We start from the raw sequence: 22,551 nt of genomic DNA on the forward strand, positions 1-22,551 counted from the left end.
CACTCGCGGGATTGACCAGGCGCAACTTCGTCACGGAGCTCACAGCCGGGGTCACCCTGCTCGCCATCGCGATCCCGTTGAACATCGGTTACGCCCAGATCGCCGGCCTTCCGCCCACCGCCGGCCTCTACGCCCTGATCGTTCCCACGATCGTGTATGCGCTGATCGTCTCCTCCCGACAGCTGGTCGCGTCACCGGACGCGGCAGCCGCCGCGCTCGTCGCGTCCTCGATCGGCGGCCTCGCCGCCGCCGGCAGCGCCGACTACGCCACTCTCGCGCTGGCCCAGGCGATCATCTGCGGCGTCATGTTCGTGCTCCTCGCGATCTTCAAACTGGGCTTCCTCGCGAACTTCCTCTCCAAACCGATCCTCGTGGGTTTCGTCGGCGGGCTGGCGCTCGACATCATGCTCAGCCAGGTGGCGAAGATGCTCGGCGTCAAGATCGACTCCGGCAAGGACTTCATCGGGAAACTGGTCGACCTCGTCGGAGGGTTCACCACGGTCAACGGCTGGGCCGTCCTGATCTCCGTGTGCGCGGTCGCCGTGCTGCTGCTGGGACGCAGATTTCTCCGCGCCGTCCCTTGGGCACTGATCGTCCTGGTGGCGACCACGCTCGTCGTCGTCGTGACCGGACTCGATCAGCAGGGCGTCGACGTCCTCGGCGAGGTTCCGGCAGGACCGCCCGTGCTCACGTGGCCGATGATCGACTGGTCGCTCTGGCTCATGCTGGTTCCCTCCGCGATCGCCTTGACTCTGGTCACGACGGCCGAGGGCCTGCTGGTGTCGCGGTCATACTCTGAGAAACACGGCTACCCGTTCCACGCGAACCGGGATCTCCTCGCATTCGGTGCGTCGAACATCGTCGCCGGCGCGCAGGGCAGCTTTGCCGTCGGCTCGTCGACCTCCCGCACTGCGGCGATGGATCAAGCGGGTTCGCGTACGCAGTTCCCCGCGTTGATCCTCGCCGCGGGCACCCTGCTGCTGCTCCTGTTCGGCACGGCACTCCTGGCCGATATCCCGTCGCCGGCCATCGGCGCGATCGTCGGAGTCGCGATCATCCCGCTGCTCGGCATCCGCGACTTCATCGACCTGTGGCGCAAGGACCGGTTCGAGTTCCTCATCGGCGCGACCTGCTTCCTCGTCACGCTTCTGATCGGCTCGATCCCGGGCATCCTGGTGGCGTTCGTGCTCGCGCTCATCAACATCGCCAAACGCGCGTCGAATCCCGCGATCGACGTGCTCGAATCCAGCGGAGACCCCGGCGAGTCGCTGCTCGAGGACGCTCCGGCCGGAAACGTCACGGCACCGGGAGTGATCGTCATCCGGCTGGCCGCTCCGCTGTTCTTCGCCAACGGTGCCGTGTTCTCGAGCGCCGTGAAAGACGCCATCTCGTCTGCTGGCCACGGCCGTGTCCAACACCTCGTCGTCGATATGGAAGCCGTCACCGATGTGGACGTGACCGGCGCGGAATCGTTCGTCGCCCTCAAGCACTGGCTCGCCGGCCAGTCGGTCTCCCTCGCCTTCAGTCGAGTGCGGCCGAACACACTGCACCGCCTGACCGAGCTCGGACTCCTCGAGGCGGAAGACGTCTACGCCACCAACCGCGAAGCGATCACGAATCTGGCTCCGTCGACGACGGGGTCGACTCCAGAGAAAGGTCACTGATGGGAACCGTCATCGGAGAGATCCTCCCCCTCGCGCTCGGGGTCGCGATCAGCCCGATCCCGATCATCGCGGCGATCCTCATGCTGCTCTCGCCCAAGGCGCGCATCACCAGTGTCGGCTTCCTCCTCGGGTGGGTGATCGGGATCGTCGTCGCCGTCACCGTGTTCACTCTCCTGTCGTCGATCCTGCCGGCGGACGACCCCGATGCCTCTCGGCCGGTCCGTGGTGTGGTGCAGCTCGTCCTGGGGCTGCTGCTCTTCCTCCTCGCCTTCGGACAATGGCGCAAGCGCCCCAAGCCCGGCGAGGACGCGGCGCTGCCGAAGTGGATGAAGGCCATCGACACGGTCACCTTCCCCGTGGCGTTCGGCCTCGGATTCCTCCTGTCCGCCGTGAACCCCAAGAACCTGATCATGGCCGCCGGCGCGGGCACCGACATCGGGGGCGCGGCCCTTCCGGTCGGGTCCGCCGTCGTGGTCGTCGTCATCTACACGCTCATCGCCTCATCGACGGTGCTGATCCCGGTCGTCGGCTACCTCGTCGCAGCCGAGCGTCTCCGTGCGCCCTTGCACGCCCTGCGCGGGTGGCTGGCGGCGGAGAACGCCGTCATCATGGCCGTCCTGCTCCTGGTGATCGGCGTGTCGATGATCGGCAAGGGAATCGGCAGTTTCTAGAACCGGGATCGGCCGGGGCACCCGGCCCGCAGAAGGGACACGCACGTGGGAGAACTGATACTCGCGCTCGTCCCGGTCGCTCTCGGTGTGGTCCTGAGCCCCCTCGCGATCATGGCGCTCGTCGCCGTTCTCCTCTCGCGCGATGCGCGGATGAACGGCATCACGTACCTGATCGGGTGGTTCCTCGGTCTGGGCGGGCTCATGACCCTGTGCCTCTGGCTGTTCCCCCTGCTCGCGGTGCACGAGCTCGGTGAGCCTCCGCTGTGGGTCCCGATCGTGCGCGTCCTCCTCGGCTTGTTCCTGATCGGGTCCGCCGTCTGGGTGTACCGAAAGGGTCGCGCACACATCGCACAGATGGCCGCGGCGTCATCACCGCGCGAAGTCGTCGCCGCATCACCCCAGCTCCCGGGCTGGCTGCATTCCGTGGAGTCCTTTCGGCCCGGGCGGACTCTGCTTCTCGGACTCGGGCTCTTCGTGCTCAATCCGGTCGATGCCTCGTGCGCTATCCTCGCCGCGCTCGACATCTCGTTGTCGGACGTCGACCGGAGCACCGGTCTGTGGGTCGCTGTCGTCTTCGTCGTCATCGGGACGCTCCCCATCGCGCTGCCCGTGCTGTACGTGGTGGTCCGCGGTGCCGACGCCCAGCCGCTCCTCGATCGCGTGCGGACGTGGATAGCCGGGAACACGCACGTCCTGAACGCCGCGCTGCTCCTGGTCATCGGTGCCCTTCAGCTCGAGAAGGGGATCTCCGCCTTGCTCTGACCGACGCACCGGTTCGACGCGATCGCGGCCTCACGCGCTCAGTCGATACCTTGCACGCTCAGTCGATACCGAGAGCGAGCGCGGCCGCCGTCACTCCCTCGCGGTCGGAGACGCCGAGCTTCCGATAGATGTTCCGGACGTGGGTCTTCACGGTGTTCGGCGAGATGAACTCCTGCTGGGCGATCTCTCGCAGCGTCGCATTGCGGCTCAACGCGGAGAGCACGATGCGCTCGCGTCGCGTGAGTTCTTCGTCGATCAGCATGCCCGCAGCGGCGAGGCGCTCGCGGACGCAGTCGGCGAAACGTCCACGGGAACCCGGGGTGGCGCGTGCGGCGAGCAGACGCGCCACCACCGGCCCCGCGTCGGCGAAACGCCGGACCAGCTCCTCCGGCTCCGCCAGCGCGAGCGCGAAGGCGAGAGACACCTGCGCCTGGTCCGGGTGCCCGGACTGCACGTCGAGGCATGCCGCGACCAGCCACGCGTCGACCATCGATGCCGGCAGAAGACACTGCGAGCTTCCCTCCAGGACGGGAGCGAGCGCCTGACGGGCACGCGCGAAGTCCTGGTCGTGCAGTGCCGCGATCGCCCTGAGCAGGAAGACGTCGCCGGTCGAGCCGATCGCCCGCTCGATCTCGACGATGAAGCGGTCACGGAGCGAGCGCTCCCCGAGTCGATCGAACGCCCGCACGGCGGATGCGCTCATCATCGCGTACCAGTGCACCGGAAGCGGCATGTCGGCGCGCGGCGCCAGGTTGTCGAGCAGAGCGGTGGCCGCGGCATGCGCGTCGATCGCGGAGTCGACTCCCAGAAGCGTGATCATTCCGCGGAGACCCCGTGCGATCGAGGGTTCGGCGCCCGATTCGATGATGCCGGCGGCGACCTTCAGCGTCTCGTCGACGTCGCCGACGAGCATCCGCTCGAAGGGAACCCAATAGCGCCACACTCTGGTGACCTCGTAGAACGAATCATCCGGGGTGCCGAGCTCGGCCCAGCGCTGATCGAGGCGCGCACCCGAACGGAGCACCTCGCCCATGCGACCGCGGAAGAACTCAGCGGTGTTCAGGATGGCTGCCGCCTGCAACTCCGCCGCTGCAGCGCCGGAGGCGATTGCGCGGTCACACGCCAACCGCGCGAATCGACCTGCCCGGTCGAGGTCTCCGACATAGAGCTCCGCCATGGCGGCCTGCACGAACACATAGGTGTCCAGTTGCGACTCCCCGGTCACCTCATCGAGCGCGAGCTCCAGCCGGTCGAGAGTTTCGGTGAGGCTTCCGCGCCGGACGGCGATATGCAGTTCCAGCCCCTTCCGCCACTGACGAACGGCCGCAGACCCCTCATCCCCCGGCCATGGCGGCGAGGAGTCCAGCAGGGCAGCTGCCGTGGAAGCGTCTCCTCGCGCGAGTCGCGCCGATGCGATCAACAGCTGCACGGAAGGTTCGGCCAGCACGGAATGCGGAAGCCCCGCTGTCGCGGAGATCACCTCGCAGGCATGCCCCATGAGAACGAGCTGCATCCCGCACTGTCGCAGGATCAGGGACATCGACTGCGCGTCGTGACTGCGCGTCGCGTGAGTGAGCGCGAGCCTGTGCTCCTGCTCTGCGGCGAACCACTCCGCCGTCACCTTCTCGAGGGCCTCGACCGCCGCATCTCCGCGCTCCTTCAACCGGGCGTAGAGGAACTCCCGCAGCAGGGGGTGATAGTGATACCACCCCGGCTCGTCGCGGTTGCGACTGATGAGAACGTTGAGGCGGATGAGTTGCTCGATCAGACCCGCGGCCGGCGCTCCACCGATGAGCCGCGAGGCCAGTCGGGGAGTGAACGAATCGGGTACCGAGGTGAGCACGAGGAAGTCGCTGAGCTCGTGGTCGAGGTCGGCGAAGACCTCCTCGGCGAAGTAGTCGGTCACCGTGGGAGAATCGCCGCGCAGCGGGAGCACGGTCGCGAACGAATCGTGGAGCGCGGCGAGTTCGAGGAGACGCAGCCCGGTCGCCCATCCTTCGGTCCTGCGCAGCACGGACGTGATCTCCCCCTGTGAGAGGCTCACGTCCCGCGCACGGAAGAACAACCGCACCTCCGCCGGCGTGAAGGCGAGATCTTTCGCATCGAGTTCGAGGGCGATCCCGGCGATGCGTCGGCGCGCGAGCGGAATCCTGCGGGTTCCCCGTCCGGAGAGGACGACGTGCCCGTTGCCGGGAACGGCGTTCACGAAAGAAGTCAGCATCTCGGCGAGCCGATCGTCCTCGACGAGGTGGACGTCGTCGATGATGACGACGATGCGCCGCCCCGCGCCGCGGAGGGAGCGCGCCAGCGCGCGTGCGGTCTCCACCGACCAGCTGCCGGCGACCCGCGCCAGGCTCTCGCGGAGCCGTTCGTCATCGACGTCTGCCAGTGCGCTCCGCAACGGTTCGAGATCCATGTCGCCACGCTGCAGAGCCCACCACACCACCGCGGTGTCACCATGGGCGTCCAATGCGTGAGCCCAGTGGACGAGCAGCCGCGTCTTGCCGGAACCGGCGGGCGCGGAGAGCACGGTCAACGTCCAGGGCTCATCCATCGCGGCGGTGAGTCGCGCCAGCAGTCGCGGCCGCGCGATATCCCCCGCGGTAGCCGAAACGACGAAAGCCCGCGACGATTGCGGATCCTGTCCATCTGATGCCATCGGAACCCCCCGTAACATGTTAGACGATACTCGACCCTCTCCCACTCGAAGTATCCCACCCCAGAGAACACGGGCTCAAGGAACTTTCGTCTAGCGTGGAATCACGCGGAGGAACGACGCCGAACCCTCGCGAGCAGCGAGACGATCGAGGGCACCACGGCTCCGAAGAAGAGAGCGAGTCCGACCCCGAGCAGCGTTTCCACGGCGCGCTCGACGAACCGCTCCGCCGGGGGCTCCGGGGACGTCGACATGATGAGCGTGAGAGCGAGGAACGTGGTGAATCCGGGCACGACGTACCAACGGCTCTCCTGAATCGCGCACGCCGACCCGATGACCAGTCCCACCACGATCCCCACGACCACGTCCGCCGGGTCGAGCACCGCCACGACCGCCGCCGCCATTGCGCCGATCAGAACGGACACCGCACGCCCGATGCTGCGCGCGATGAGCTGCCCCCGCACCGGCCTCATCACCAGGAGCACCGCACCGGTCGCCCAGCCGACATGCTCGAGGTCCCACAGGAAGCCCAGCGCCGCGGCAGTGGCCGCACCCGCGCCGAGAAGGATTCCGTAGACCAGCATGGCGCGACCGCGCGGCACCGGCGGTGGCGGATGGGGCTCTTCGTCGCGCTCCGGCCAGAACAGGGTGAGAATCCACGCATAGATCGAACCGGCCACGATGCACGCCGCGAAACCGAGGGTGACCGGCGACCAGGTGAAGCTCAGCCCGATACCGGTCATCGGCAGCGCCAGGACCAGCAGGAGCTGACCCCCGCGTCCGCGCGTCGCGTTGACGCTCGCCAGGACCGCGAGCACGAACACCCCGACGACGGCGATGACGGGCGAAGCCGCCAGCACGGACCCGAGCAGCAGCGCCATGGCGCTGAGCGCCCCGACGACCGGGATGATCGCTCGACTGCGCCGTCGCGGCGGCATGCCGAAAGCCGCCGCGGGCACGACCCCGATCCCGAAGGCGACCGCCAGCGACAGATCGAACGGGGCGACCACGATGGCGGGCACGGCGAAGAGCATGCCGAGGCCGAACCGAGACCACCGCCAACTCAGCCCTGCGCGGTCGTCCATCCTGTCCACCTCGGCCCCGCAACCGCCCGCTCGTCGCTCGACACGACCGCCCCCTCTCGTGGGGCTGCCCGCCGCTCCCACTTGTGGAGCCAGCCTAGGGAGGAGGTCGTCGGTGCGTCAGGGCGCGTCGTCCACTTCACCCTGGTGAAGGCTGGGCATCCCCGCATCGATCGCCGATTCGGCTGCGGTGATGCCGTCTCGCAACGTCCCGTGGACGCGCCCCGCCGATTCGAGGCCTGCGAACCACGGTGTGCGCTCCGCCACGACCTTGGCTGATGCCGGCACCGCAGCCAGGTGCAGCACGACCCCGAGCTGCGAGAGCTCGCGGTCGAGGTCTTCGAGCGCGTCGAGCACGGTGATCGTCATCACTTCCTGCTGCGTCAGCCCGAGCACGAGCGCGCGGACCGGAGCCCCCTGGGCCGCCACGGTCTCGAGGAGCATCCGCTCGTTCGCCAGGGCGTTCGCAGTGTAGAGACCGCGGTCCAGGCGGATGCCCAGCACCCCTCCGTCACCACCCACGATCGTCGCCTTCGGGATGTTGACCTCGCGCAGCACCAGGATCAGCGTCACGACGACGCCGACGGCCACGGCGGGGAGCAGCCCCGCGGTGAGACCGAGCACGGCGACGGACGACGCGATCCAGAAGTCGACGCGACTGATGCGTGCCCAGCGCACGAGTTCCGGGATGTTGATGAGCCCCGCCACGGCGACGAATACCATCGCGGCCAACGTCGCCTCCGGCAGCAGACTGAGCACCGGGCCGAGGAAGAGGGCGACGAGGACGGCGAGGACCACCGTGACGAGGGTCGCCACCTGCGAGCGCGCCCCCGCGCTCTGATTGACCGCGCTCTGCGAGAACCCTCCGGCCGCCGGCATCGTTCCGAAGAATGCCCCGACCGTGTTCGCCGCGCCTGTCGCGAACAGCTCCTGGTCGCTGTCGATCTGAGGCTCGGTGGCGACGCGGAGGCTTCGGGCGACGGCTGCGGACTCGAGGAAGGCCATCACGGCGATCGCGAGCGCGCCCGGAAACAGCACCACCGTCTGTCCGAAGTCCGGGATTCCTGGAACGGGCAGGCCGCTGGGCACCGGAGCGATCAGGTCGACGCCGAGCCGATCGATTCCGGCCAGCCCGACCAGGAGGATCCCTCCGACCACGACGACCAGCGTGCCCGGAACCTTCGGAGCGAAGCGCTTGAGCACGAGGATCACCGCGATGGAGCCTGCGGAGAGGGCGATCGTGGGCCCGTTCGCACTTCCGAAGGCCTGCGCCACCGCGCCGAGCGATGCGAGGAATCCATGACCGGAGAAGTCGTCGCTCTCGCCCAGCAGCTTCGGCAGCTGTCCGACCGCGACCGTCGCACCGACACCGATCTTCAGGCCGAGGACCGTGGCGCCACTGATGTTCTCCACGAGCGAGCCGAGCCGGCAGAGCCGGGCGATCAGCAGGATCGCGCCGACCAGCAGGGTCAGCATCATCAACGAACCCATCGCGTCCTCGGCCCCGGCCGCCACGCCCGCCGTGACCAGGGTCGTCGCCGTCAGCGTGGCGATGGTCGACGTCGTCGAGACGCTCATCGCCCTGCTCCCCCCGAGGAACGCGTACACGAGCATCGGCAGGATGCAGGTGTAGAGGCCCACCTGCACGGGCAGGTTCGCGATCGTCGCATAGGCCATCGCCTGCGGAATCACGACGGCACCGGCCGAGAGCCCCGCGATCACGTCGCGAAGGATCCAGGAGCGTCGGTAGCCCACGACGGTGCTGAACAGCCACGGGGGTCGTCTCGTCACGGTCATCGGCCTCTCCGTCGTCGGGTCGTCAGAAGCGTACTGCGGCGGATGCCGCGAGGAACACGGGGAAGAGAGTCCCACGCGCGGCTCACCCTGGTGAACTCCCGCCGCGGACGCTGCCGCCGGCCCTGCGCACCGGTAACGTCCGACGAGCCGCCGACTTCGCGCGGAACATCTTTTGAAGGAGTAGTCATGAGTTTTTGGGGATCGTTCTGGGACATCATCTGGTGGTTCCTGCTGGCGTTCGTCTTCATCTCCTACCTGTTCGCCCTGTTCGCCATCGTCGCCGACCTGTTCCGTGACCGGAAGCTCAACGGCTGGTGGAAGGCGGTGTGGATCATCTTCCTGATCTTCGTTCCGTTCCTCACGGTGCTCGTGTACCTGATCGCACGGGGATCGGGCATGGCAGAGCGGAGCAATGCGGAGGCCGCGAGCGCCCGCAGCGCGGCAGATGCCTATATCCAGCAGGTCGCCGGCACGAGCCCGAGTGAGGAGATCGCGAAGGCGAAGGCATTGCTGGACTCCGGGACCATCACGGCCGAGGAGTACAACACGATCAAGGCCAAGGTCCTCCGTTAGGACCGACACAGGGCGTGTCCGCGCACTGCGGGCACGCCCTGTTCTCCGTCATTCAAGTTGTGCACAATCGAATCGCATGCAATGATTTATCCATGCCGGTGACCGATGAGATGGTGTGCTTCTCCCTCTACTCCGCGGCTCGCGCCACCACGCAGGCATATCGGGCACTGCTCGCGCCGTGGGGACTGACGTACCCGCAATACCTGGTGCTCGCCGCGCTCTGGCTCGACGGCGAGCAGACGATCGGCTCACTCGGCGAGGTGATGCGCCTGGATTCCGGCACGCTCTCCCCGCTCGTCCGGCGACTCGAGCAGGCAGGCCTCGTGGCGAGATCGCGCAGTCGCGAGGATGAGCGCGTCGTGACCGTGACGCTCACTGAAAAGGGGCGCGACCTTCGCTCCGAGGTCGCGCCGATCCATTCCAGGATCACCGCGATCGCGGGACTCCACGACGACGCACACCGCAGAGCACTCATCGCCGAGTTGCACGACATCACCGATCGCCTCCAGCAGGCGACCATCGACCTCGGCAGCGCCCGCCCGGGCGACGCCCGCTGACCTCACCCCCGACAGAACGGAGCCGCCATGCGCGCACTCATCCACCCCACCTTCGGAGCTCCGGAGGAAGTCCTCCGCGTCGAGGACCGGCCCGTTCCGGAGCCCGGCGAGGGACAGGTCCGCCTGCGAGTGGTCCTCTCCCCCATCCACAATCACGATCTCTGGACGGTACGCGGCACTTACGGCTTCACTCCCGAACTCCCTGCGGCGTCGGGCACAGAGGCGTTGGGCGTGGTGGATGCGCTCGGCGCCGGTGTCGAGAACCTCGCCGTCGGCCAGCGCGTCGCCACTGGCGGGACCTTCGGCGCATGGGCGGAGTACATCGTGACGAACGCCGCGGGGCTCATCCCCATCCCGGACGGGCTTCCCGACGAGACGGCCGCCCAGCTCGTGTCGATGCCGTTCAGCGCGATCACCCTGCTCGATTTCCTCGCGGTGAAGGAGGGCGACTGGATCGTCCAGAACGCCGCGAACGGCGCCGTCGGGCGCATGCTCGCGCAGCTCGCCTCCGCACGTGGTGTGAACGTGGTCGGCCTCGTGCGTCGGACGGCGGGCATCACGGAACTCCACGAGCAGGGCATCGACCGGATCGTCGCCACCGATCAGGCCGATTGGAAGGCACAGGTGGAAGCCCTCACCGGCGGTGCCCCCGTCGTCGCCGGTGTCGACTCGGTCGGCGGCGCTTCTGCGGGCCAGGTGCTCTCGTTGCTCGCCGAGGGAGCAACCCTGGTCGCCTTCGGCGCGATGGACTCGCCCATCATGGAGATCGCGTCCTCCGATGTGATCTTCAAGCAGGCCACGGTGAAGGGCTTCTGGGGCAGCAAGGTGATCCCCCGTCTGGATGCCGATACGCGCACCGCTCTGTTCGGCGAGCTCTTCCAGCGTCTCGCCGACGGCAGCCTCACCCTTCCCGTCGCCGGCATCTTCGACGCTGCCGACATCAGCGCGGCCGTGCAGGCGAGCGACACCGCAGGGCGCGTCGGCAAGGTGCTCCTCCGCTTCTGAGCGCGTGCGCCTCCGAGGAGCTCTCCGATGTCGGTACCCCAAGGCAGAGTGTGCGCATGAACATCACACTCACTCAGCCTGAAGGGCTCGTCGCGAGTCCGGCATTCAGCCACGTGGCGGTCGTTCCTCCTGGAGCGACGACGATCTACATCGGCGGCCAGAACGGCGTCGACACCACGGGGGCCGTCGTCTCCTCCGATGCCGGCGAGCAGTCGCTGCGCGCGGTGGAGAACGCCAGGATCGCTCTCGAGTCGGTCGGTGCCGGACTCGACGACGTGATCAGCTGGACCGTGCTGATCCATCAGGAAGCGGATCTGCGCGCAGCCTATGGAGCGGTCGCCTCGAGGCTCGCCAGGGAAGGCGCCCCGCCCCTCGTCACGGCTGCGCTGGTGGCAGGGCTCGGGGTGCCCGGTGCGCTGATCGAGGTGAGCGCCGTCGCCGCCGTCGTCCGGGACTGATCGAACCCCGCGCTTGTGGGGGCGTGCGGGACGGAGGTCAGATCCTGCCACGCACCGGAGTGCGCTCCGCATCGTCGGCGCCGTCCGGCATGGTCATCTCCGCGCGCACGCCCAGCAGGCGAACCTCACGCTCGGGATCGAGCGTCGCGCCGAGTGCTGCCGCGGCCGCGACGAATTCCTCGCGATCCGTGGTCGGCCCCGGAAGCCTGCGACCGATCGTCCTGGTCTCGAACGGGGCGTACCGCACCTTGAGGTGCACACGCACGACGGCTCGCCCTTCGACGGCGCAGTCCTGGAAGGCCTGGGCGGCGAGTTCTCTGATCGCCGTCTCGACCTGATCCGGTGTCGTCAGGTTCTGCTGGTAGGTCATCTCGCGACTGTGGCTGCGAGCGACCCACGGCGTGTCGTCGACGGTACGCGGACCGATTCCGGATCCCAAGCCGTGATACCAGACGCCCATCCGCGGTCCGAACTCCGCCACCAGAGCCTGCTCGTCCGCATCGGCCAGCTCGCGCACGGTCAGGATGCCGTGAGCGGCCAGTCTCCTCTGCACCTTCGGCCCGACACCCCACAGCTCGCGCGTCGGCCTGTCTCCCATGATCTCGAACCAGTTGTCCGCTGTGAGGCGGAATATGCCGCGGGGCTTGCCGAATCCGGTCGCGATCTTCGCCCGCACCTTGTTGTCGCCGATCCCCACCGAGCAGTGCAGCTCGGTCGCATCGAGCACCGCGGCCTGCGCGGACCTCGCCATCGTCTCCGGATCGTCCGTGGTCACGCCGAGAAAGCACTCGTCCCACCCCACGATCTCGAGCACCACATCCGGCAGCGCCCGGAGCGCGGCCATCACCTCACCGGAGGCCAGAGCATAGGCCTCGTGGTCGACGGGGAGGAAGACCGCGTCATCGGGTGCCTTGCGCGCGGCGATCTTCAGAGGCATGCCCGAACCGATGCCGAAGGCGCGCGCCTCATACGAGGCGGTCGACACGACGGCGCGCTCGGTGGGGTCTCCCCGACCACCGACGATCACCGGGAGGCCGGCGAGCTCAGGCCTCCGCAACACCTCGACCGCGGCGATGAACTGATCCATGTCCACGTGCAGCACCCAGTCGGCCATGCAACGAGTGTGGTCGCTGACGGCGCGGATGTCACCCCTCGAGCATCAGCTGATCGCGACGCCGATCGCCGTGGCGACCACCGCGAGCAGTGGCAGGGCTCCCTGCATCGTGGCCGCGCGCACCTTGGTGCGGTCGGACAGCCCGAGCACCAGCGCGGCTGCGAGCATCATCGCGGTACCGGCGAAGACGAGTGTGAGCCCCACCGTCTCGGCTCCCACGATCACGAGACCGATGCCGAGCAGGGTCGTCAGCGCGAGGAAGAGGTTGTAGAACCCCTGGTTGAAGGCCAACTGCTTCATGGTGACCGCATCGGCCTCGCTGGCGACGCCGAAGATCTTCCGCGTCTCGGGATCGGTCCACCTGAGCGACTCGAGCGCGAAGATGAAGACGTGGAACGCAGCGGCGGCTGCGGCGAGGACGAGACCGACGATGAGCATGGGCTGATTCTCCCGTTCCGAGGGGTCGGGAGCAAGCCGACCGGTGAGCGGGGCTACACGAGGAAGATCGGCAGCAGTCCCGGATTGTGTGCGTGCACCAGCACGGCGAACACCACGGCGTCGAACAGCAGATGCACCGTGACGACATAGGCGAGCGAATGCGTGCGGAGGAAGATGTACCCCTGCAGCAGGGCGAACGGGATGGTCAGCAGCGGTCCCCACTCCCGGTAGCCGAGCTCCCAGAGGAACGAGACGAAGACGATCGCTTGGAGCAGGTTCGCGACCAGGTCCGGGAAGTGGCGTCGCAGCAGCGCGAACACCGTGCAGATGAAGAACAGCTCGTCCCAGATGCCGACGGCGCCGACGCCGACGAAGAGCCTCGCGATGAGGTCGGGGGTGTCGACCACCGGCCAGTTCTGGTAGACCCCGCTGGTGATGAAGTAGAAGGGCAGGATGAGCCAGCCGAGCACCAGCACGGCCACCAGCCAGCCCCATTGCAGCCGACCCCAGCGTCTACGCGTTCGCCACGGGAAGCTGATCGCGCGGTCGCGGTAGACGAACCGCGAGACGACGTAGGGCACCGCGACCGCTCCGCCGAGCGCGAGAGTGAAGCGCAGCATCGCGAGATTGTCGAGTTCCGCGGCCAACGGGATGATGCTGACGATCAGAAGACCGATCGCGATCAGGGAGAGGTCTCGTGTGAGCGAAGGCGGCCTGTGCACACCGATCACCGTCGCCGTCTCTCGTCGAGCACCCATGCTCACGACCTGATCCTCGGCCTTCCGACCGCGCTCGATCAGCCATGCCGCACAGATCCCTACCGCGAGCAGCACCCACCCGATCCAGGAGATCTCCAGCACGAAGAATGCCGGAGCCGCCGCACACACGAGCAGCGCCGGCACGAAGCCCAGCCGCTGCATCGTGTCACGCCGCACGTCCGTCACGCGCGCGTCCTGCGCCGATACACGAGGTCCCGGATGTCACGCCCCTTCGCGATGCCCTTGCGCTCGAATGCGGTCATCACCCGACCGTCGAAGCGGTCAGCCCACTCCCCGTCGAATGCACGCTCGAACAGCGGCTCGGCATCGAGCACCTCGCGCATCTGCAGCGCGTAGTCCTCCCAGTCCGTCGCGAGTCGCAGCAGTCCGCCGTCACGCAATGCTCTCGCCGCGGTGTCGCCGAAACCGGGGCGAACCAGACGTCGTTTGGTGTGCTTCTTCTTGTGCCACGGGTCGGGGAAGAAGATCCACACCTCCCGTGCCGCAGCCTCGGGGAGGAATAAGGAGAGCACCTCCGGCGCGTTCGCCTCGACCACGCGCAGGTTGCGGGCACCCTCGCGATCGGCGTCGAGCATCGTCCGCGCGAGTCCAGCGCGGAACACCTCGACGGCGAGGAAGTCGTCGTCCGGGCGCGACGACGCCGCGGCCACGATCGCATGCCCCTGCCCGGAGCCGATCTCCACGTAGAGATCGGCCGAGCGTCCGTACTCGGTCGCGGGGTCGAGACGGGCCTCGGGGTGCACGGACGTCCAGGCGACGTCTCGCGGCACGTCGAGCAGGTAGTGCGGGCCGAGCTCGGAGAACGCGCGCTCCTGGGCGTCGGACATCCGACCGCTGCGGCGCACGAACGACACCGGTTCGTCTCGGAAGGTACGGGGTTCGGGCATGAATCCAGGGTAGCCGTCGGCGTCGCGGCGTCCGGCGCCTCGGATACCTCCCGCGAGAGCCGCGCTCAGTGCGTCGGCGCCGTCACGAAGTCGATGAGTTCCTCCACACGGCCCAGCAGGGCGGGTTCCAGATCCCGATAGGTCGTCACCTTCGAGAGGATGTGCTGCCAGGCGCGCGCGGTGTCGGCCTGCGTCTCGTGCGGCCACCCGAAGGCACGGCAGATACCGACCTTCCACTCGATGCCGCGCGGGATCTCCGGCCACTTCGCGATGCCGAGGGCTCGCGGCGTGACGCACTGCCAGACGTCGACGAAGGGGTGACCGACGATGCGGAGATGGCGACCGTGCGGGCCCCGGGCGACCGCATCCGCGATCCGCGACTCCTTGGAGCCCGGGACGAGATGGTCGACGAGAACTCCGTAGCGTCGCGTCGCGCTGGGTGGTTCGGCTGCCAGCAGATCGTCGAGCAGATCCACCCCCTGCAGGAACTCGACGACCACGCCTTCGACCCGCAGATCTGCACCCCACACCTTCTCGACGAGCTCGGCATCGTGCTTGCCCTCGACGAGGATGCGGCTGGGCAGCGCGACGCGGGCGCGCTGATCGGCGACCACGAAGGACCCGGACGCCGTCCGACGCGGGCCCTGGGACTTCGCCGCGGGGACGACCAGACGGACCGGTGCGCCGTCGATCAGGAATCCTCCGCCGAGGGGGAACAGGCGTCGACGTCCGACCCGGTCCTCCAGCTCGACGTTCCCACCCTGCACGCGGGTCACGGCACCGCAGAAACCGTCGTCGGCGACCTCCACCACGAGATCCGTCTCCGCCGCGACCTGCGGCACCTGCTTCGCGCCGCGGTCGCGCCAGCCGGTGGCCAGCACATCCGAACCGTACATGTCGTCCATGCCTCCCAGCGTATGTGTCTGCGCTGAGGGCGAACGGAGAAGCACCATCGAGTGCTGTCGCGTGTCGGATCCAGTGCATAGACTCGTGGCATGGGGCTCGGCTGCCGGTCGGAGGGAACACGATGACGAAACGGTGGCTCGCGCTGGCCGCACTCACGCTCGCCGCGGTCGCCGGAGCGTTCACCGCCTCCGCGGCATCGGCCACCGATCCGCTCACCCTCGATGCCGGGTACGTCACCGATCAGGCGGGTGTGCTGAGCGCCGACGAAGAGGCCACCGTCGAAGCCCGGCTCCAGGAGCTCACCGACAACTCGAACGCCGACCTCTTCGTCGTCCTCGTCGACGACTTCACCAATCCCAGCGACAACGTGCAGTGGGCGGATACGGTCGCACAGGACAACAATCTCGGCACCGAGCAGTATCTTCTCGCGATCGCCGTCGACGGCCGGAGCTACTACATCTCCGCCGCCCCCGACGGGCCCGTGAGCTTCGGACAGCTCGACAGCATCGAGGACAAGATGGTTCCCTTCGCGTCCGACGGCGACTGGGTCGGAGCGATCACCCTCGCCGCCGATGAGATCCAGGGAGACGGGGGCGCCGGCGCGCTCCGGATCGGCCTGATCGTCGTCGCGATCGTCGTGGTCGCGCTGCTGGTGTGGCTCGTCGTCGCTCTCGTGCGCCGCGCGCGCCGCCGCGCCGAGATCCGTGAGCGCGGCGCCATGCCCGAGACCCCCGATCCCGCCGATCCATTCTCCGCTCTGACCGACCAGCAGGTCGAGGCACAGGCCGGACTCGCGCTCGTGCAGGCGGACGATGCGATCACCTCGAGCCGGGAGGAACTCGGCTTCGCCGTCGCCCAGTTCGGCGAGGGCGCGACCGAGGAGTTCACGCGCGTCGTCGATGCGGCGAAGGCAAAGATCTCCGAGGCCTTCGACCTGAAGCAGAAGCTCGACGACGAGATCGAGGACACGATCCACGACCGCAGGGCGTGGCATATTCGCATCATCCAGATCGCGGACGAGATCGACGACATCCTGGATGACAACACCGCCGCATTCGACGAGCTCCGCAAACTGGAGCAGAACGCCCCGCAGGAGCTCGAGCGGGTCCGTCGTGAGCGCGCGGCGCTCGACCCGGTCCTCGCCGCGGCCGCTCCAGCCCTCTCCGCACTCACGTCCACCTACGCTCCGGCGGCGCTCGCGATGGTCGCGGACAACCCCGCACAGGCCCGCGAGCGAGCCGACCTCGCGGATCGATCGATCGAGGCGGCGGCGCAGGCGATCGCGGCCGGCCGTTCGGGCGAGGCGGCGTTCGCGATCCGCACCGCAGAGCAGTCGGTGGCGCAGGCGGCACAGCTCGCCCAGGCTGTGACGACGCTGGGCACCGAGCTCTCGACGATCGAGGCGCAGTCCCAGGCGCTCGTCACCGAGCTGCAGGGAGACCTCGCGGCGGCGCAGCAGCTGCCCGATCCTTCGGGAGCGATCGCCGGCGCGGCCTCCGCGACCGCACAGCAGCTCCAAGTGGCACAGACCGACCTCGCCGGCTCCACGCGTAATCCGCAGCGCGTTCTCGAGGCGCTCACCGCCGCCAACGAGCAGATCGATGCCGCGATCGCTCAGGGCAGGGAGGGCGTCGAACGCGCGCGTCGTGTGCAGCAGATGCTCGATCAGACCCTCACTCAGGCGAACTCCGAGATCCGCGCGGCTCGTGACTTCATCGAGACGCGCCGAGGAACCGTGGGCTCCACCGCCCGCACCCGCCTCGCGAACGCGGAGGCGAGCCTGACGCAGGCGCTCAACCTGCGGGCGACCGACCCCGACGCCGCACTGGCGGAGGCCAATCGTGCGCTCGCCCTGGCAGGCCAGGCGACCTCGGCTGCGCAATCCGATGTGCAGGCGTACACCCCTCCCGGTTACGACCAGGGCGGCTTCGGAGGCCCGTTCGGCGGATCCGGGTCGTCGTCCGGCGGCTCGGGGATCGGCGGGGACATCCTCGGCGGCATCATCGGCGGACTGCTCGCCGGTGGCGGTGGCGGATCCTCGCGCCGCGGCGGCAGCAGCGGCTGGCGCTCTTCCGGAGGCGGAGGCTTCCGCAGCTCCGGGTTCGGCGGAGGCGGCGGATCCCGCAGCAGCGGCCGCAGCGGCCGCTCGGGAGGTAGACGCTTCTGATCCCCTACACAGACACTTACGACAAGCTCTCGAAGACGCCCTCTGAAAGGAACCACGCATGACCAAGCAGTCCATCTTCGGACGTATCTCGACCCTCGTCCGCGCGAACATCAACTCCCTGCTGGACTCTGCGGAGGACCCGCAGAAGATGATCGACCAGCTCGTTCGCGACTACACGAACAGCATCGCCGACGCCGAGTCCGCGATCGCGGAGACGATCGGCAACCTGCGCCTGCTCGAGCGCGACCACGAGGAAGACGTCCAGGCGTCGACCGAATGGGGCAACAAGGCCCTCGCCGCCAGCCGCAAGGCCGATGAGATGCGCGCGAGCGGCAACACCGCCGACGCGGACAAGTTCGACAACCTCGCCAAGATCGCCCTGCAGCGCCAGATCAGCGCCGAGCGCGAGGCCACCGGTGCTGAGCCCCAGATCGCGGCGCAGACCGAGATCGTCGACAAGCTCAAGAGCGGCTTGAACGGCATGAAGGACAAGCTGGTCGAGCTCAAGAACAAGCGCAGCGAACTCCTCGCGCGCGCCAAGGTCGCCGAGGCGCAGACCAAGGTGCAGGACGCTGTCGGCTCGATCAACGTGCTCGACCCCACCAGCGAGCTGGGGCGGTTCGAGGACAAGGTCCGCCGCCAGGAGGCCATCGCGCAGGGCAAGATCGAGCTCGCAGCGTCGAGCCTCGATGCCCAGTTCGAGAGCCTGGAAGACCTCGGCGAACTGACCGAGGTCGAGGCACGTCTCGCCGAGCTCAAGGCTGGCGGCAGCGCTCCCCGCCAGGCCATCGAAGGCAACTGACACCACCGGCGGATGCCCCGGGCAGCGCGCCCGGGCATCCGCCCTCTCTTCTTCGGAGGCACCCATGGTGCGATTCCTCGTCATCCCGCAGTGGCAGGGCTCGCCCGCACCGCGCGCGATGCTCCTCACCGACGGTGCCGCAGCGATCGCGGGTGATCTGCCGAGGACGGCGACGACCGTGCTCGATGTGCCGGTCGAGGCCGGTGAGTCGTTGGGAACCGGGGTCCGCCGCCTGAGCGCCCTGCTACGCACCCGTGAGATGGTGCACGGGCACGTCGACGCCGACACCGTGGTGATCGGCGGGGACTGCAGCGTCACCGTCGCCGCCCTCGACGCCCTTCCCGGTGGCACCGAGGGTCTCGCGGTGGTGTGGTGCGATGCGCACGCCGACATGCACACCCCGGAGAGCTCGCCGTCGGGTGCCTTCTCCGGCATGGCACTGCGGGCGCTGCTCGGCGAAGGCGAGGAGCAGCTCGTGCTGTCCCCCGCGATCCCGGTGAGCCGTGTGGTGACCGTCGGCATGCGCAACCTCGATGACGCGGAGGTCGAACAGATCACCCCGCTGACCAACCTCTCTGTCGACGACCTCGAAGACCCCGCGGCGCTGCTCGATGCCGTCCGCGCGACCGGGGCGTCACGCGTGTGGGTGCACATCGATGTCGACGTGCTCGATCCCTCGGACTTCTCCGGTGTGTCGTCCTCGGTGCCGTTCGGGCTCTCACCCGCGGCGCTGAGCACCGCCATCCGCGCGCTGCGCAGCGAAGTGCCGCTGGCGGGCGCGACGATCGCCGGGTTCGCTCCCCGGTCTCCGGCCGACGCGGTCGACGACCTCGGTGCGCTGCTGCGGCTGGTCGGAGCGGTGGCGTGACCGCCGCCACGGACTGGCGGCCGGCCGCAGAACAGGCTCTCGCTCGCGGAAGACGCCTCGACCGACGGATTCCCTCTTTCCTGCTGCGCTCTCCGATCAGCCGCCTCGGCTACGCCTGGGGCACGGCCATCGGGTGGATCTGGGGCTCGCTGTGGAGCACCGGCCCCGTCGAGCGGCGCGAAGGCTTGTGGATCTTCCAGGGCATGCCCTCATGGACCTTCAATCGCGGCGGGGTGTGCGTCGGCGGCTGCTTCCTGACGGGTGGCACCCGCCCCAGCGAGGCGGTTCTCCGCCACGAAGCCGTGCATAAGGAGCAGTGGCTCCGCTACGGCTTCCTGATGCCGGTGCTGTACGTCATTGCGGGGAGGAACCCCCTACGCAATCGCTTCGAGATCGAGGCGGGACTCGAAGACGGCAACTACGTGCGCCGCACGCGGTGACGGGCTGACGGCCTTCGCATGGGCGTGGGCCACTGGACGGCACGTCAACATGCCGTGAGCCGCCTGCGCGTGCGGATCAGCGGTCGGCGGGCAGCAGGCCGAAGCGCTCGGGAGCGTGGATGAGCGACGGGGAGATCTCCAGCGCACTCGTCAGGTGGTCGATGATGTCGGCCGTGCCGAGGTAGCTGCCGAGCAGAGTGACGTGGGTCTCGATCTCGTCGTCGCACATCATCTCGTCGGCCCACGCGCAGGTCGCTCTTGCCAGAGCCTGACCGGGTGCGCACGCCCGACCGCTTCCGGGAGCACCGGACCGCTGCTCACGAGCGAGCCACGTGACCGTCATTCGACCAGGAGCATCGATCACGCCGATGTCGGCGACCTCGGGCACCTCGATGAAGATACGACCCGACGCGCACAACGGCAGCGTGGTCAGGAACACCTCGAGCTCAGTGAGCGAGTGCTCGTCTGCCGTCACCAGGTGATGGGGACGCTGACGTGCCGCGCGACGTTCGGCGCGCGTGCCGCGAGTCTCGAGCGAGGTGTCCATGGTGTCTTCATCGTACACCAAGTGAAGGCTTGCCTAACCTTGCATCAGCTCGGTCATCGCCGGGAGCTTTCGGTGGAGGAAGCCGGTTCGACGAGCGCCGCCACCAAGGCGGCCAGTTCGGCCTCGGTCATCCCCTGCGCGCGCAGGTATGCGGCAGCAGACCCCCACCGTTCGTCGACCTGCTGCAGCAGACGACGCATCACGGGCGCCGGGGACTGGGTCGCGAGCGCCACCGCGTGCACGGCCTCCGGGTGCTGGGTCCGCAGGTACTCGGCGATCCACCGCGTGCGCTGAGCAGGAAGCTGCGACTCGGTGAGCGCATAGTCGGCGATCACGGCCTCGCGATCGGCTCCGACGGCGGCGAGAGCGAGGGCGACGGTGACGCCGGTCCGATCTTTGCCGACGGTGCAGTGCACCAGCGTGCACTCTCCCGCGGCGATGATGCGGATGGCGTCGACGAGTCGTTCGCCGCTCTCCTCGAGCAGATGCAGATACAGGTCTTCGAGACTCGTGTCGGCCTCGAAGAAGGATCGCACCGAACCCAGGAACAAGGGAAGGTGCGTGGTGTCCGGCCCCTCGATCTCCGTGGGTTCCGCAGCGACCTCTTCGCCGTCGCGCAGATCGACGATGTGCCGAACCTGTGCCCGCAGCGCGGCGGCGCCGGATGCGGTCGCAGCCGAGAGCTGTCCCGATCGCAGCAGCACCCCGGAACGGATACGACCACCGTTCGCCGGCATACCCCCGACATCCCGGATGTTCGAGACACCCTCGACCTCGAGGATCGTCATGCCTGACCCTTCGGATCGCGAGCAGGAACGGGGTAGCGTCCCGCGATCACGATGCGGTTGAAGGCGTTGATCGACACGCAGGCCCAGCTGAGCGCCGCGTACTCCTTCTCGGTGAACACACTTCCCACCTGGTCGTAGACCTCGTCGGAGATCCCGTCCTCGGCGATGAACGTGAACGCTTCGGCGAGCTCGAGGGCGGCGCGTTCCCGCTCGCTGAACACACCGCTCTCGCGCCACGTGGGGATCTGCGTGAGAGTGTCGGTGTCGACCCCCGCCGCCACCGCTCGGTCGACATGGATCCGCGCGCAGTACGCGCAGCCGTTGAGCTGCGAGCAGTGGATCATGACGAGCTCCTTGAGGCGGTCGTCGATGCCGTTGGCCGCGCAGATCTGCCCCACGGTCTTCGAGAACGCGTCAAGCGCCTGGTACGCCGTCGGCTCGGTCTTGGACAGGTGCACACGCGTCTCGCTCATGACTCCATGATATTCGGCGAGCATTGCCCACGCTCCGACTGACGCGTCTGCAGGAAATGCATATTGACAACAGGATAGCGAAACATAGAGACATAATGAGCAACCGAACGCCGCAAATGCTTGTCGTAATGGTCCTGCATTTCCTGCGCGTCTGCGCGAGGGCGCAGAATGTGGAGGTGGCGATCGACATCAGCGAGTTCAGCTATCTTCCCGCACAAGCCGAAGCACTCGGCGTGCCGTTCCCGGCGGTGGAGCGTCTCACCCTTCCGCTGCCGGACGGACGCACCCTGAGCGCCCTTCGTTTCGGAACCGACGAGCCGCGCGTGACACTGCTGCACGGAGCGGGCCTGAACGCGCACACCTGGGACACCACATCGCTTGCGCTGCAGCAGCCGCTGCTCGCGATCGATCTCGCCGGGCACGGCGACTCCTCCTGGCGTGACGACATCGACTACACGCCGCGAACGCTCGCCCGCGACGTGGCCGCCGCGCTCGACGCCTGGGCCACGCAGCCCCAGGTCGTGGTCGGCCAGTCGCTCGGAGGACTCACCGGTGCCGCGCTCGCGGCCGCACGACCCGATCTGGTAGCCGAGCTCATCATCGTCGACATCACGCCAGGGATCGACGTGACAGCCGGACCCGCGGCGCTGCGCGAGTTCTACGCGGGCCCGACCGACTTCGCCACGCGGGACGAACTCGTCGACAAGGCGATCGCGCTCGGCTTCGGCGGATCCCGCCCCGAGACCGAACGCGGTGTCTTCCTGAACACGCGCGTACGCGAGGACGGACGCGTGGAGTGGAAGCACCACTTCGCACACCTCGCCGCCCAGGCTCTCGCCGCTCACGACCCCGGATCGGCAACCGCCCCGTCGGTGCTTCACGAGACGGGCTGGGATGACCTGGCCGCAGTCAGCGCGCCGATCACCCTGGTGCGGGCCGCACGAGGATTCGTCAGCGAAGCCGATGCCGCCGAGCTCCAGCGACGCGTGCCTGCGGCGCAGTTGGTCGTCCTCGATGCGACCCATAACGTGCAGGAGACGGCACCGACCGCTCTCGCCGGTCTCATCGGCTCGGCAGCACCCGCCGCCGGAATATGACTCTCCGTTCCATACACGAC

General features: G+C 68.3%; 23 protein-coding genes. 12 read left to right on the top strand and 11 right to left on the bottom strand.

Annotated elements, in window-relative coordinates:
* Positions 1–11 precede the first annotated feature (11 nt).
* The 3 genes from MST3598_RS10770 to MST3598_RS10780 are packed head-to-tail and all read left to right on the top strand — an operon-like array spanning position 12 to position 3,097.
* The gene (locus tag MST3598_RS10770; RefSeq protein WP_231479867.1) at positions 12–1,664 is read left to right on the top strand and encodes a SulP family inorganic anion transporter; all 1,653 of its coding nucleotides are present in this window, start codon (positions 12–14) and stop codon (positions 1,662–1,664) included.
* The gene (locus MST3598_RS10775) at positions 1,664–2,335 is read left to right on the top strand and encodes a GAP family protein (protein WP_029258455.1); all 672 of its coding nucleotides are present in this window, start codon (positions 1,664–1,666) and stop codon (positions 2,333–2,335) included. Before MST3598_RS10770 ends, MST3598_RS10775 begins: the two co-directional genes overlap by 1 nt.
* A 45-nt stretch (positions 2,336–2,380) precedes the next feature.
* The gene (locus MST3598_RS10780) at positions 2,381–3,097 is read left to right on the top strand and encodes a GAP family protein (RefSeq protein WP_029258456.1); all 717 of its coding nucleotides are present in this window, start codon (positions 2,381–2,383) and stop codon (positions 3,095–3,097) included.
* 58 nt (positions 3,098–3,155) lie between these two features.
* Here MST3598_RS10780 and MST3598_RS10785 read toward each other — a convergent pair whose 3' ends face one another.
* The 3 genes from MST3598_RS10785 to MST3598_RS10795 all read right to left on the bottom strand — a co-directional run bounded on the left by MST3598_RS10785 (position 3,156) and on the right by MST3598_RS10795 (position 8,632).
* Entirely contained in the window at positions 3,156–5,756 is a 2,601-nt protein-coding gene (locus tag MST3598_RS10785) for a LuxR C-terminal-related transcriptional regulator (protein ID WP_136023752.1), read from the bottom strand.
* Positions 5,757–5,857: 101 nt separating this feature from the next.
* Complete coding sequence (locus MST3598_RS10790) at positions 5,858–6,838, bottom strand: FUSC family protein (protein ID WP_051670933.1); 981 nt, start codon at positions 6,836–6,838, stop codon at positions 5,858–5,860.
* 117 nt (positions 6,839–6,955) lie between these two features.
* Positions 6,956–8,632 (bottom strand): SulP family inorganic anion transporter, encoded by a 1,677-nt coding sequence (locus tag MST3598_RS10795; protein ID WP_029258459.1) that lies wholly within the window; start codon positions 8,630–8,632, stop codon positions 6,956–6,958.
* A 186-nt stretch (positions 8,633–8,818) separates the two neighbouring features.
* On the opposite strand from MST3598_RS10795, the gene MST3598_RS10800 reads away from it, so the two are divergent.
* From MST3598_RS10800 to MST3598_RS10815, 4 genes are all read left to right on the top strand, one after another.
* Entirely contained in the window at positions 8,819–9,205 is a 387-nt protein-coding gene (locus MST3598_RS10800; protein ID WP_021198034.1) for an SHOCT domain-containing protein, read from the top strand.
* Between the two features lie 92 nt (positions 9,206–9,297).
* Positions 9,298–9,762: a MarR family winged helix-turn-helix transcriptional regulator gene (locus MST3598_RS10805; RefSeq protein WP_172889147.1), complete on the top strand. Its 465-nt coding sequence runs from the start codon at positions 9,298–9,300 to the stop codon at positions 9,760–9,762.
* A gap of 27 nt (positions 9,763–9,789) precedes the next feature.
* Entirely contained in the window at positions 9,790–10,767 is a 978-nt protein-coding gene (locus MST3598_RS10810) for a zinc-binding dehydrogenase (protein WP_029258461.1), read from the top strand.
* 56 nt (positions 10,768–10,823) lie between these two features.
* Positions 10,824–11,225, top strand: coding sequence for a RidA family protein (locus MST3598_RS10815; protein WP_029258462.1), 402 nt, complete (start codon positions 10,824–10,826; stop codon positions 11,223–11,225).
* A gap of 37 nt (positions 11,226–11,262) precedes the next feature.
* Here the strand turns inward: MST3598_RS10815 and MST3598_RS10820 are convergent, their stop codons facing one another.
* The 5 genes from MST3598_RS10820 to MST3598_RS10840 form a co-directional block, all read right to left on the bottom strand.
* Positions 11,263–12,339, bottom strand: a complete 1,077-nt coding sequence (locus MST3598_RS10820; RefSeq protein WP_029258463.1) for a DNA polymerase IV — start codon at positions 12,337–12,339, stop codon at positions 11,263–11,265.
* 45 nt (positions 12,340–12,384) lie between these two features.
* The gene (locus MST3598_RS10825) at positions 12,385–12,777 is read right to left on the bottom strand and encodes a DUF1304 domain-containing protein (protein WP_029258464.1); all 393 of its coding nucleotides are present in this window, start codon (positions 12,775–12,777) and stop codon (positions 12,385–12,387) included.
* A gap of 53 nt (positions 12,778–12,830) precedes the next feature.
* Positions 12,831–13,697, bottom strand: coding sequence for a CPBP family intramembrane glutamic endopeptidase (locus MST3598_RS10830; protein WP_029258465.1), 867 nt, complete (start codon positions 13,695–13,697; stop codon positions 12,831–12,833).
* Positions 13,698–13,717: 20 nt separating this feature from the next.
* Positions 13,718–14,443, bottom strand: coding sequence for a tRNA (guanosine(46)-N7)-methyltransferase TrmB (gene trmB / locus MST3598_RS10835; RefSeq protein WP_029258466.1), 726 nt, complete (start codon positions 14,441–14,443; stop codon positions 13,718–13,720).
* 65 nt (positions 14,444–14,508) lie between these two features.
* Positions 14,509–15,348 (bottom strand): DUF3097 domain-containing protein, encoded by an 840-nt coding sequence (locus tag MST3598_RS10840; protein WP_029258467.1) that lies wholly within the window; start codon positions 15,346–15,348, stop codon positions 14,509–14,511.
* A 122-nt stretch (positions 15,349–15,470) separates the two neighbouring features.
* Between MST3598_RS10840 and MST3598_RS10845 the strand changes: the two genes are divergently transcribed.
* The 4 genes from MST3598_RS10845 (at position 15,471) to MST3598_RS10860 (ending at position 19,626) form a co-directional block, all read left to right on the top strand.
* Positions 15,471–17,516 (top strand): TPM domain-containing protein, encoded by a 2,046-nt coding sequence (locus MST3598_RS10845; RefSeq protein WP_029258468.1) that lies wholly within the window; start codon positions 15,471–15,473, stop codon positions 17,514–17,516.
* Positions 17,517–17,574: 58 nt separating this feature from the next.
* The gene (locus tag MST3598_RS10850; RefSeq protein WP_017831053.1) at positions 17,575–18,318 is read left to right on the top strand and encodes a PspA/IM30 family protein; all 744 of its coding nucleotides are present in this window, start codon (positions 17,575–17,577) and stop codon (positions 18,316–18,318) included.
* A gap of 64 nt (positions 18,319–18,382) precedes the next feature.
* Positions 18,383–19,186, top strand: a complete 804-nt coding sequence (locus MST3598_RS10855; protein WP_029258469.1) for an arginase family protein — start codon at positions 18,383–18,385, stop codon at positions 19,184–19,186.
* A complete protein-coding gene (locus MST3598_RS10860; protein WP_029258470.1) occupies positions 19,183–19,626 on the top strand; it encodes a hypothetical protein in 444 nt (147 codons plus the stop codon). Before MST3598_RS10855 ends, MST3598_RS10860 begins: the two co-directional genes overlap by 4 nt.
* A gap of 76 nt (positions 19,627–19,702) precedes the next feature.
* On the opposite strand, the gene MST3598_RS10865 is transcribed toward MST3598_RS10860, so the two are convergent.
* The 3 genes from MST3598_RS10865 to MST3598_RS10875 are packed head-to-tail and all read right to left on the bottom strand — an operon-like array spanning position 19,703 to position 21,434.
* Positions 19,703–20,191 carry an SIP domain-containing protein gene (locus tag MST3598_RS10865; protein WP_231494420.1) on the bottom strand — a complete coding sequence of 163 codons (489 nt, stop codon included), beginning with the start codon at positions 20,189–20,191 and terminating at the stop codon, positions 19,703–19,705.
* Between the two features lie 35 nt (positions 20,192–20,226).
* Positions 20,227–20,961 carry a tyrosine-protein phosphatase gene (locus MST3598_RS10870; RefSeq protein ID WP_029258472.1) on the bottom strand — a complete coding sequence of 245 codons (735 nt, stop codon included), beginning with the start codon at positions 20,959–20,961 and terminating at the stop codon, positions 20,227–20,229.
* Entirely contained in the window at positions 20,958–21,434 is a 477-nt protein-coding gene (locus tag MST3598_RS10875; protein WP_021198503.1) for a carboxymuconolactone decarboxylase family protein, read from the bottom strand. Before MST3598_RS10875 ends, MST3598_RS10870 begins: the two co-directional genes overlap by 4 nt.
* Positions 21,435–21,604: 170 nt before the next feature.
* Between MST3598_RS10875 and MST3598_RS10880 the strand changes: the two genes are divergently transcribed.
* A complete protein-coding gene (locus tag MST3598_RS10880) occupies positions 21,605–22,531 on the top strand; it encodes an alpha/beta fold hydrolase (protein WP_029258473.1) in 927 nt (308 codons plus the stop codon).
* Positions 22,532–22,551 lie beyond the last annotated feature (20 nt).

It is taken from the genome of Microbacterium sp. TPU 3598 (genome assembly GCF_002356155.1).
In the GTDB taxonomy this organism is placed as follows: Bacteria; Actinomycetota; Actinomycetes; order Actinomycetales; family Microbacteriaceae; genus Microbacterium; species Microbacterium maritypicum_A.

Coding starts and splice junctions, on each gene's coding strand:
- MST3598_RS10845 (WP_029258468.1), top strand. CDS start 15,471: ATGACGAAACGGTGGCTCGCGCTGGCCGCACTCACGCTCGCCGCGGTC.
- MST3598_RS10840 (WP_029258467.1), bottom strand. CDS start 15,348: ATGGACGACATGTACGGTTCGGATGTGCTGGCCACCGGCTGGCGCGAC.
- MST3598_RS10810 (WP_029258461.1), top strand. CDS start 9,790: ATGCGCGCACTCATCCACCCCACCTTCGGAGCTCCGGAGGAAGTCCTC.
- MST3598_RS10850 (WP_017831053.1), top strand. CDS start 17,575: ATGACCAAGCAGTCCATCTTCGGACGTATCTCGACCCTCGTCCGCGCG.
- MST3598_RS10825 (WP_029258464.1), bottom strand. CDS start 12,777: ATGCTCATCGTCGGTCTCGTCCTCGCCGCAGCCGCCGCTGCGTTCCAC.
- MST3598_RS10820 (WP_029258463.1), bottom strand. CDS start 12,339: ATGGCCGACTGGGTGCTGCACGTGGACATGGATCAGTTCATCGCCGCG.
- MST3598_RS10795 (WP_029258459.1), bottom strand. CDS start 8,632: ATGACCGTGACGAGACGACCCCCGTGGCTGTTCAGCACCGTCGTGGGC.
- MST3598_RS10805 (WP_172889147.1), top strand. CDS start 9,298: ATGCCGGTGACCGATGAGATGGTGTGCTTCTCCCTCTACTCCGCGGCT.
- MST3598_RS10875 (WP_021198503.1), bottom strand. CDS start 21,434: ATGAGCGAGACGCGTGTGCACCTGTCCAAGACCGAGCCGACGGCGTAC.
- MST3598_RS10855 (WP_029258469.1), top strand. CDS start 18,383: ATGGTGCGATTCCTCGTCATCCCGCAGTGGCAGGGCTCGCCCGCACCG.
- MST3598_RS10790 (WP_051670933.1), bottom strand. CDS start 6,838: ATGGACGACCGCGCAGGGCTGAGTTGGCGGTGGTCTCGGTTCGGCCTC.
- trmB (WP_029258466.1), bottom strand. CDS start 14,443: ATGCCCGAACCCCGTACCTTCCGAGACGAACCGGTGTCGTTCGTGCGC.
- MST3598_RS10800 (WP_021198034.1), top strand. CDS start 8,819: ATGAGTTTTTGGGGATCGTTCTGGGACATCATCTGGTGGTTCCTGCTG.
- MST3598_RS10870 (WP_029258472.1), bottom strand. CDS start 20,961: ATGACGATCCTCGAGGTCGAGGGTGTCTCGAACATCCGGGATGTCGGG.
- MST3598_RS10830 (WP_029258465.1), bottom strand. CDS start 13,697: ATGCAGCGGCTGGGCTTCGTGCCGGCGCTGCTCGTGTGTGCGGCGGCT.
- MST3598_RS10785 (WP_136023752.1), bottom strand. CDS start 5,756: ATGGCATCAGATGGACAGGATCCGCAATCGTCGCGGGCTTTCGTCGTT.
- MST3598_RS10775 (WP_029258455.1), top strand. CDS start 1,664: ATGGGAACCGTCATCGGAGAGATCCTCCCCCTCGCGCTCGGGGTCGCG.
- MST3598_RS10815 (WP_029258462.1), top strand. CDS start 10,824: ATGAACATCACACTCACTCAGCCTGAAGGGCTCGTCGCGAGTCCGGCA.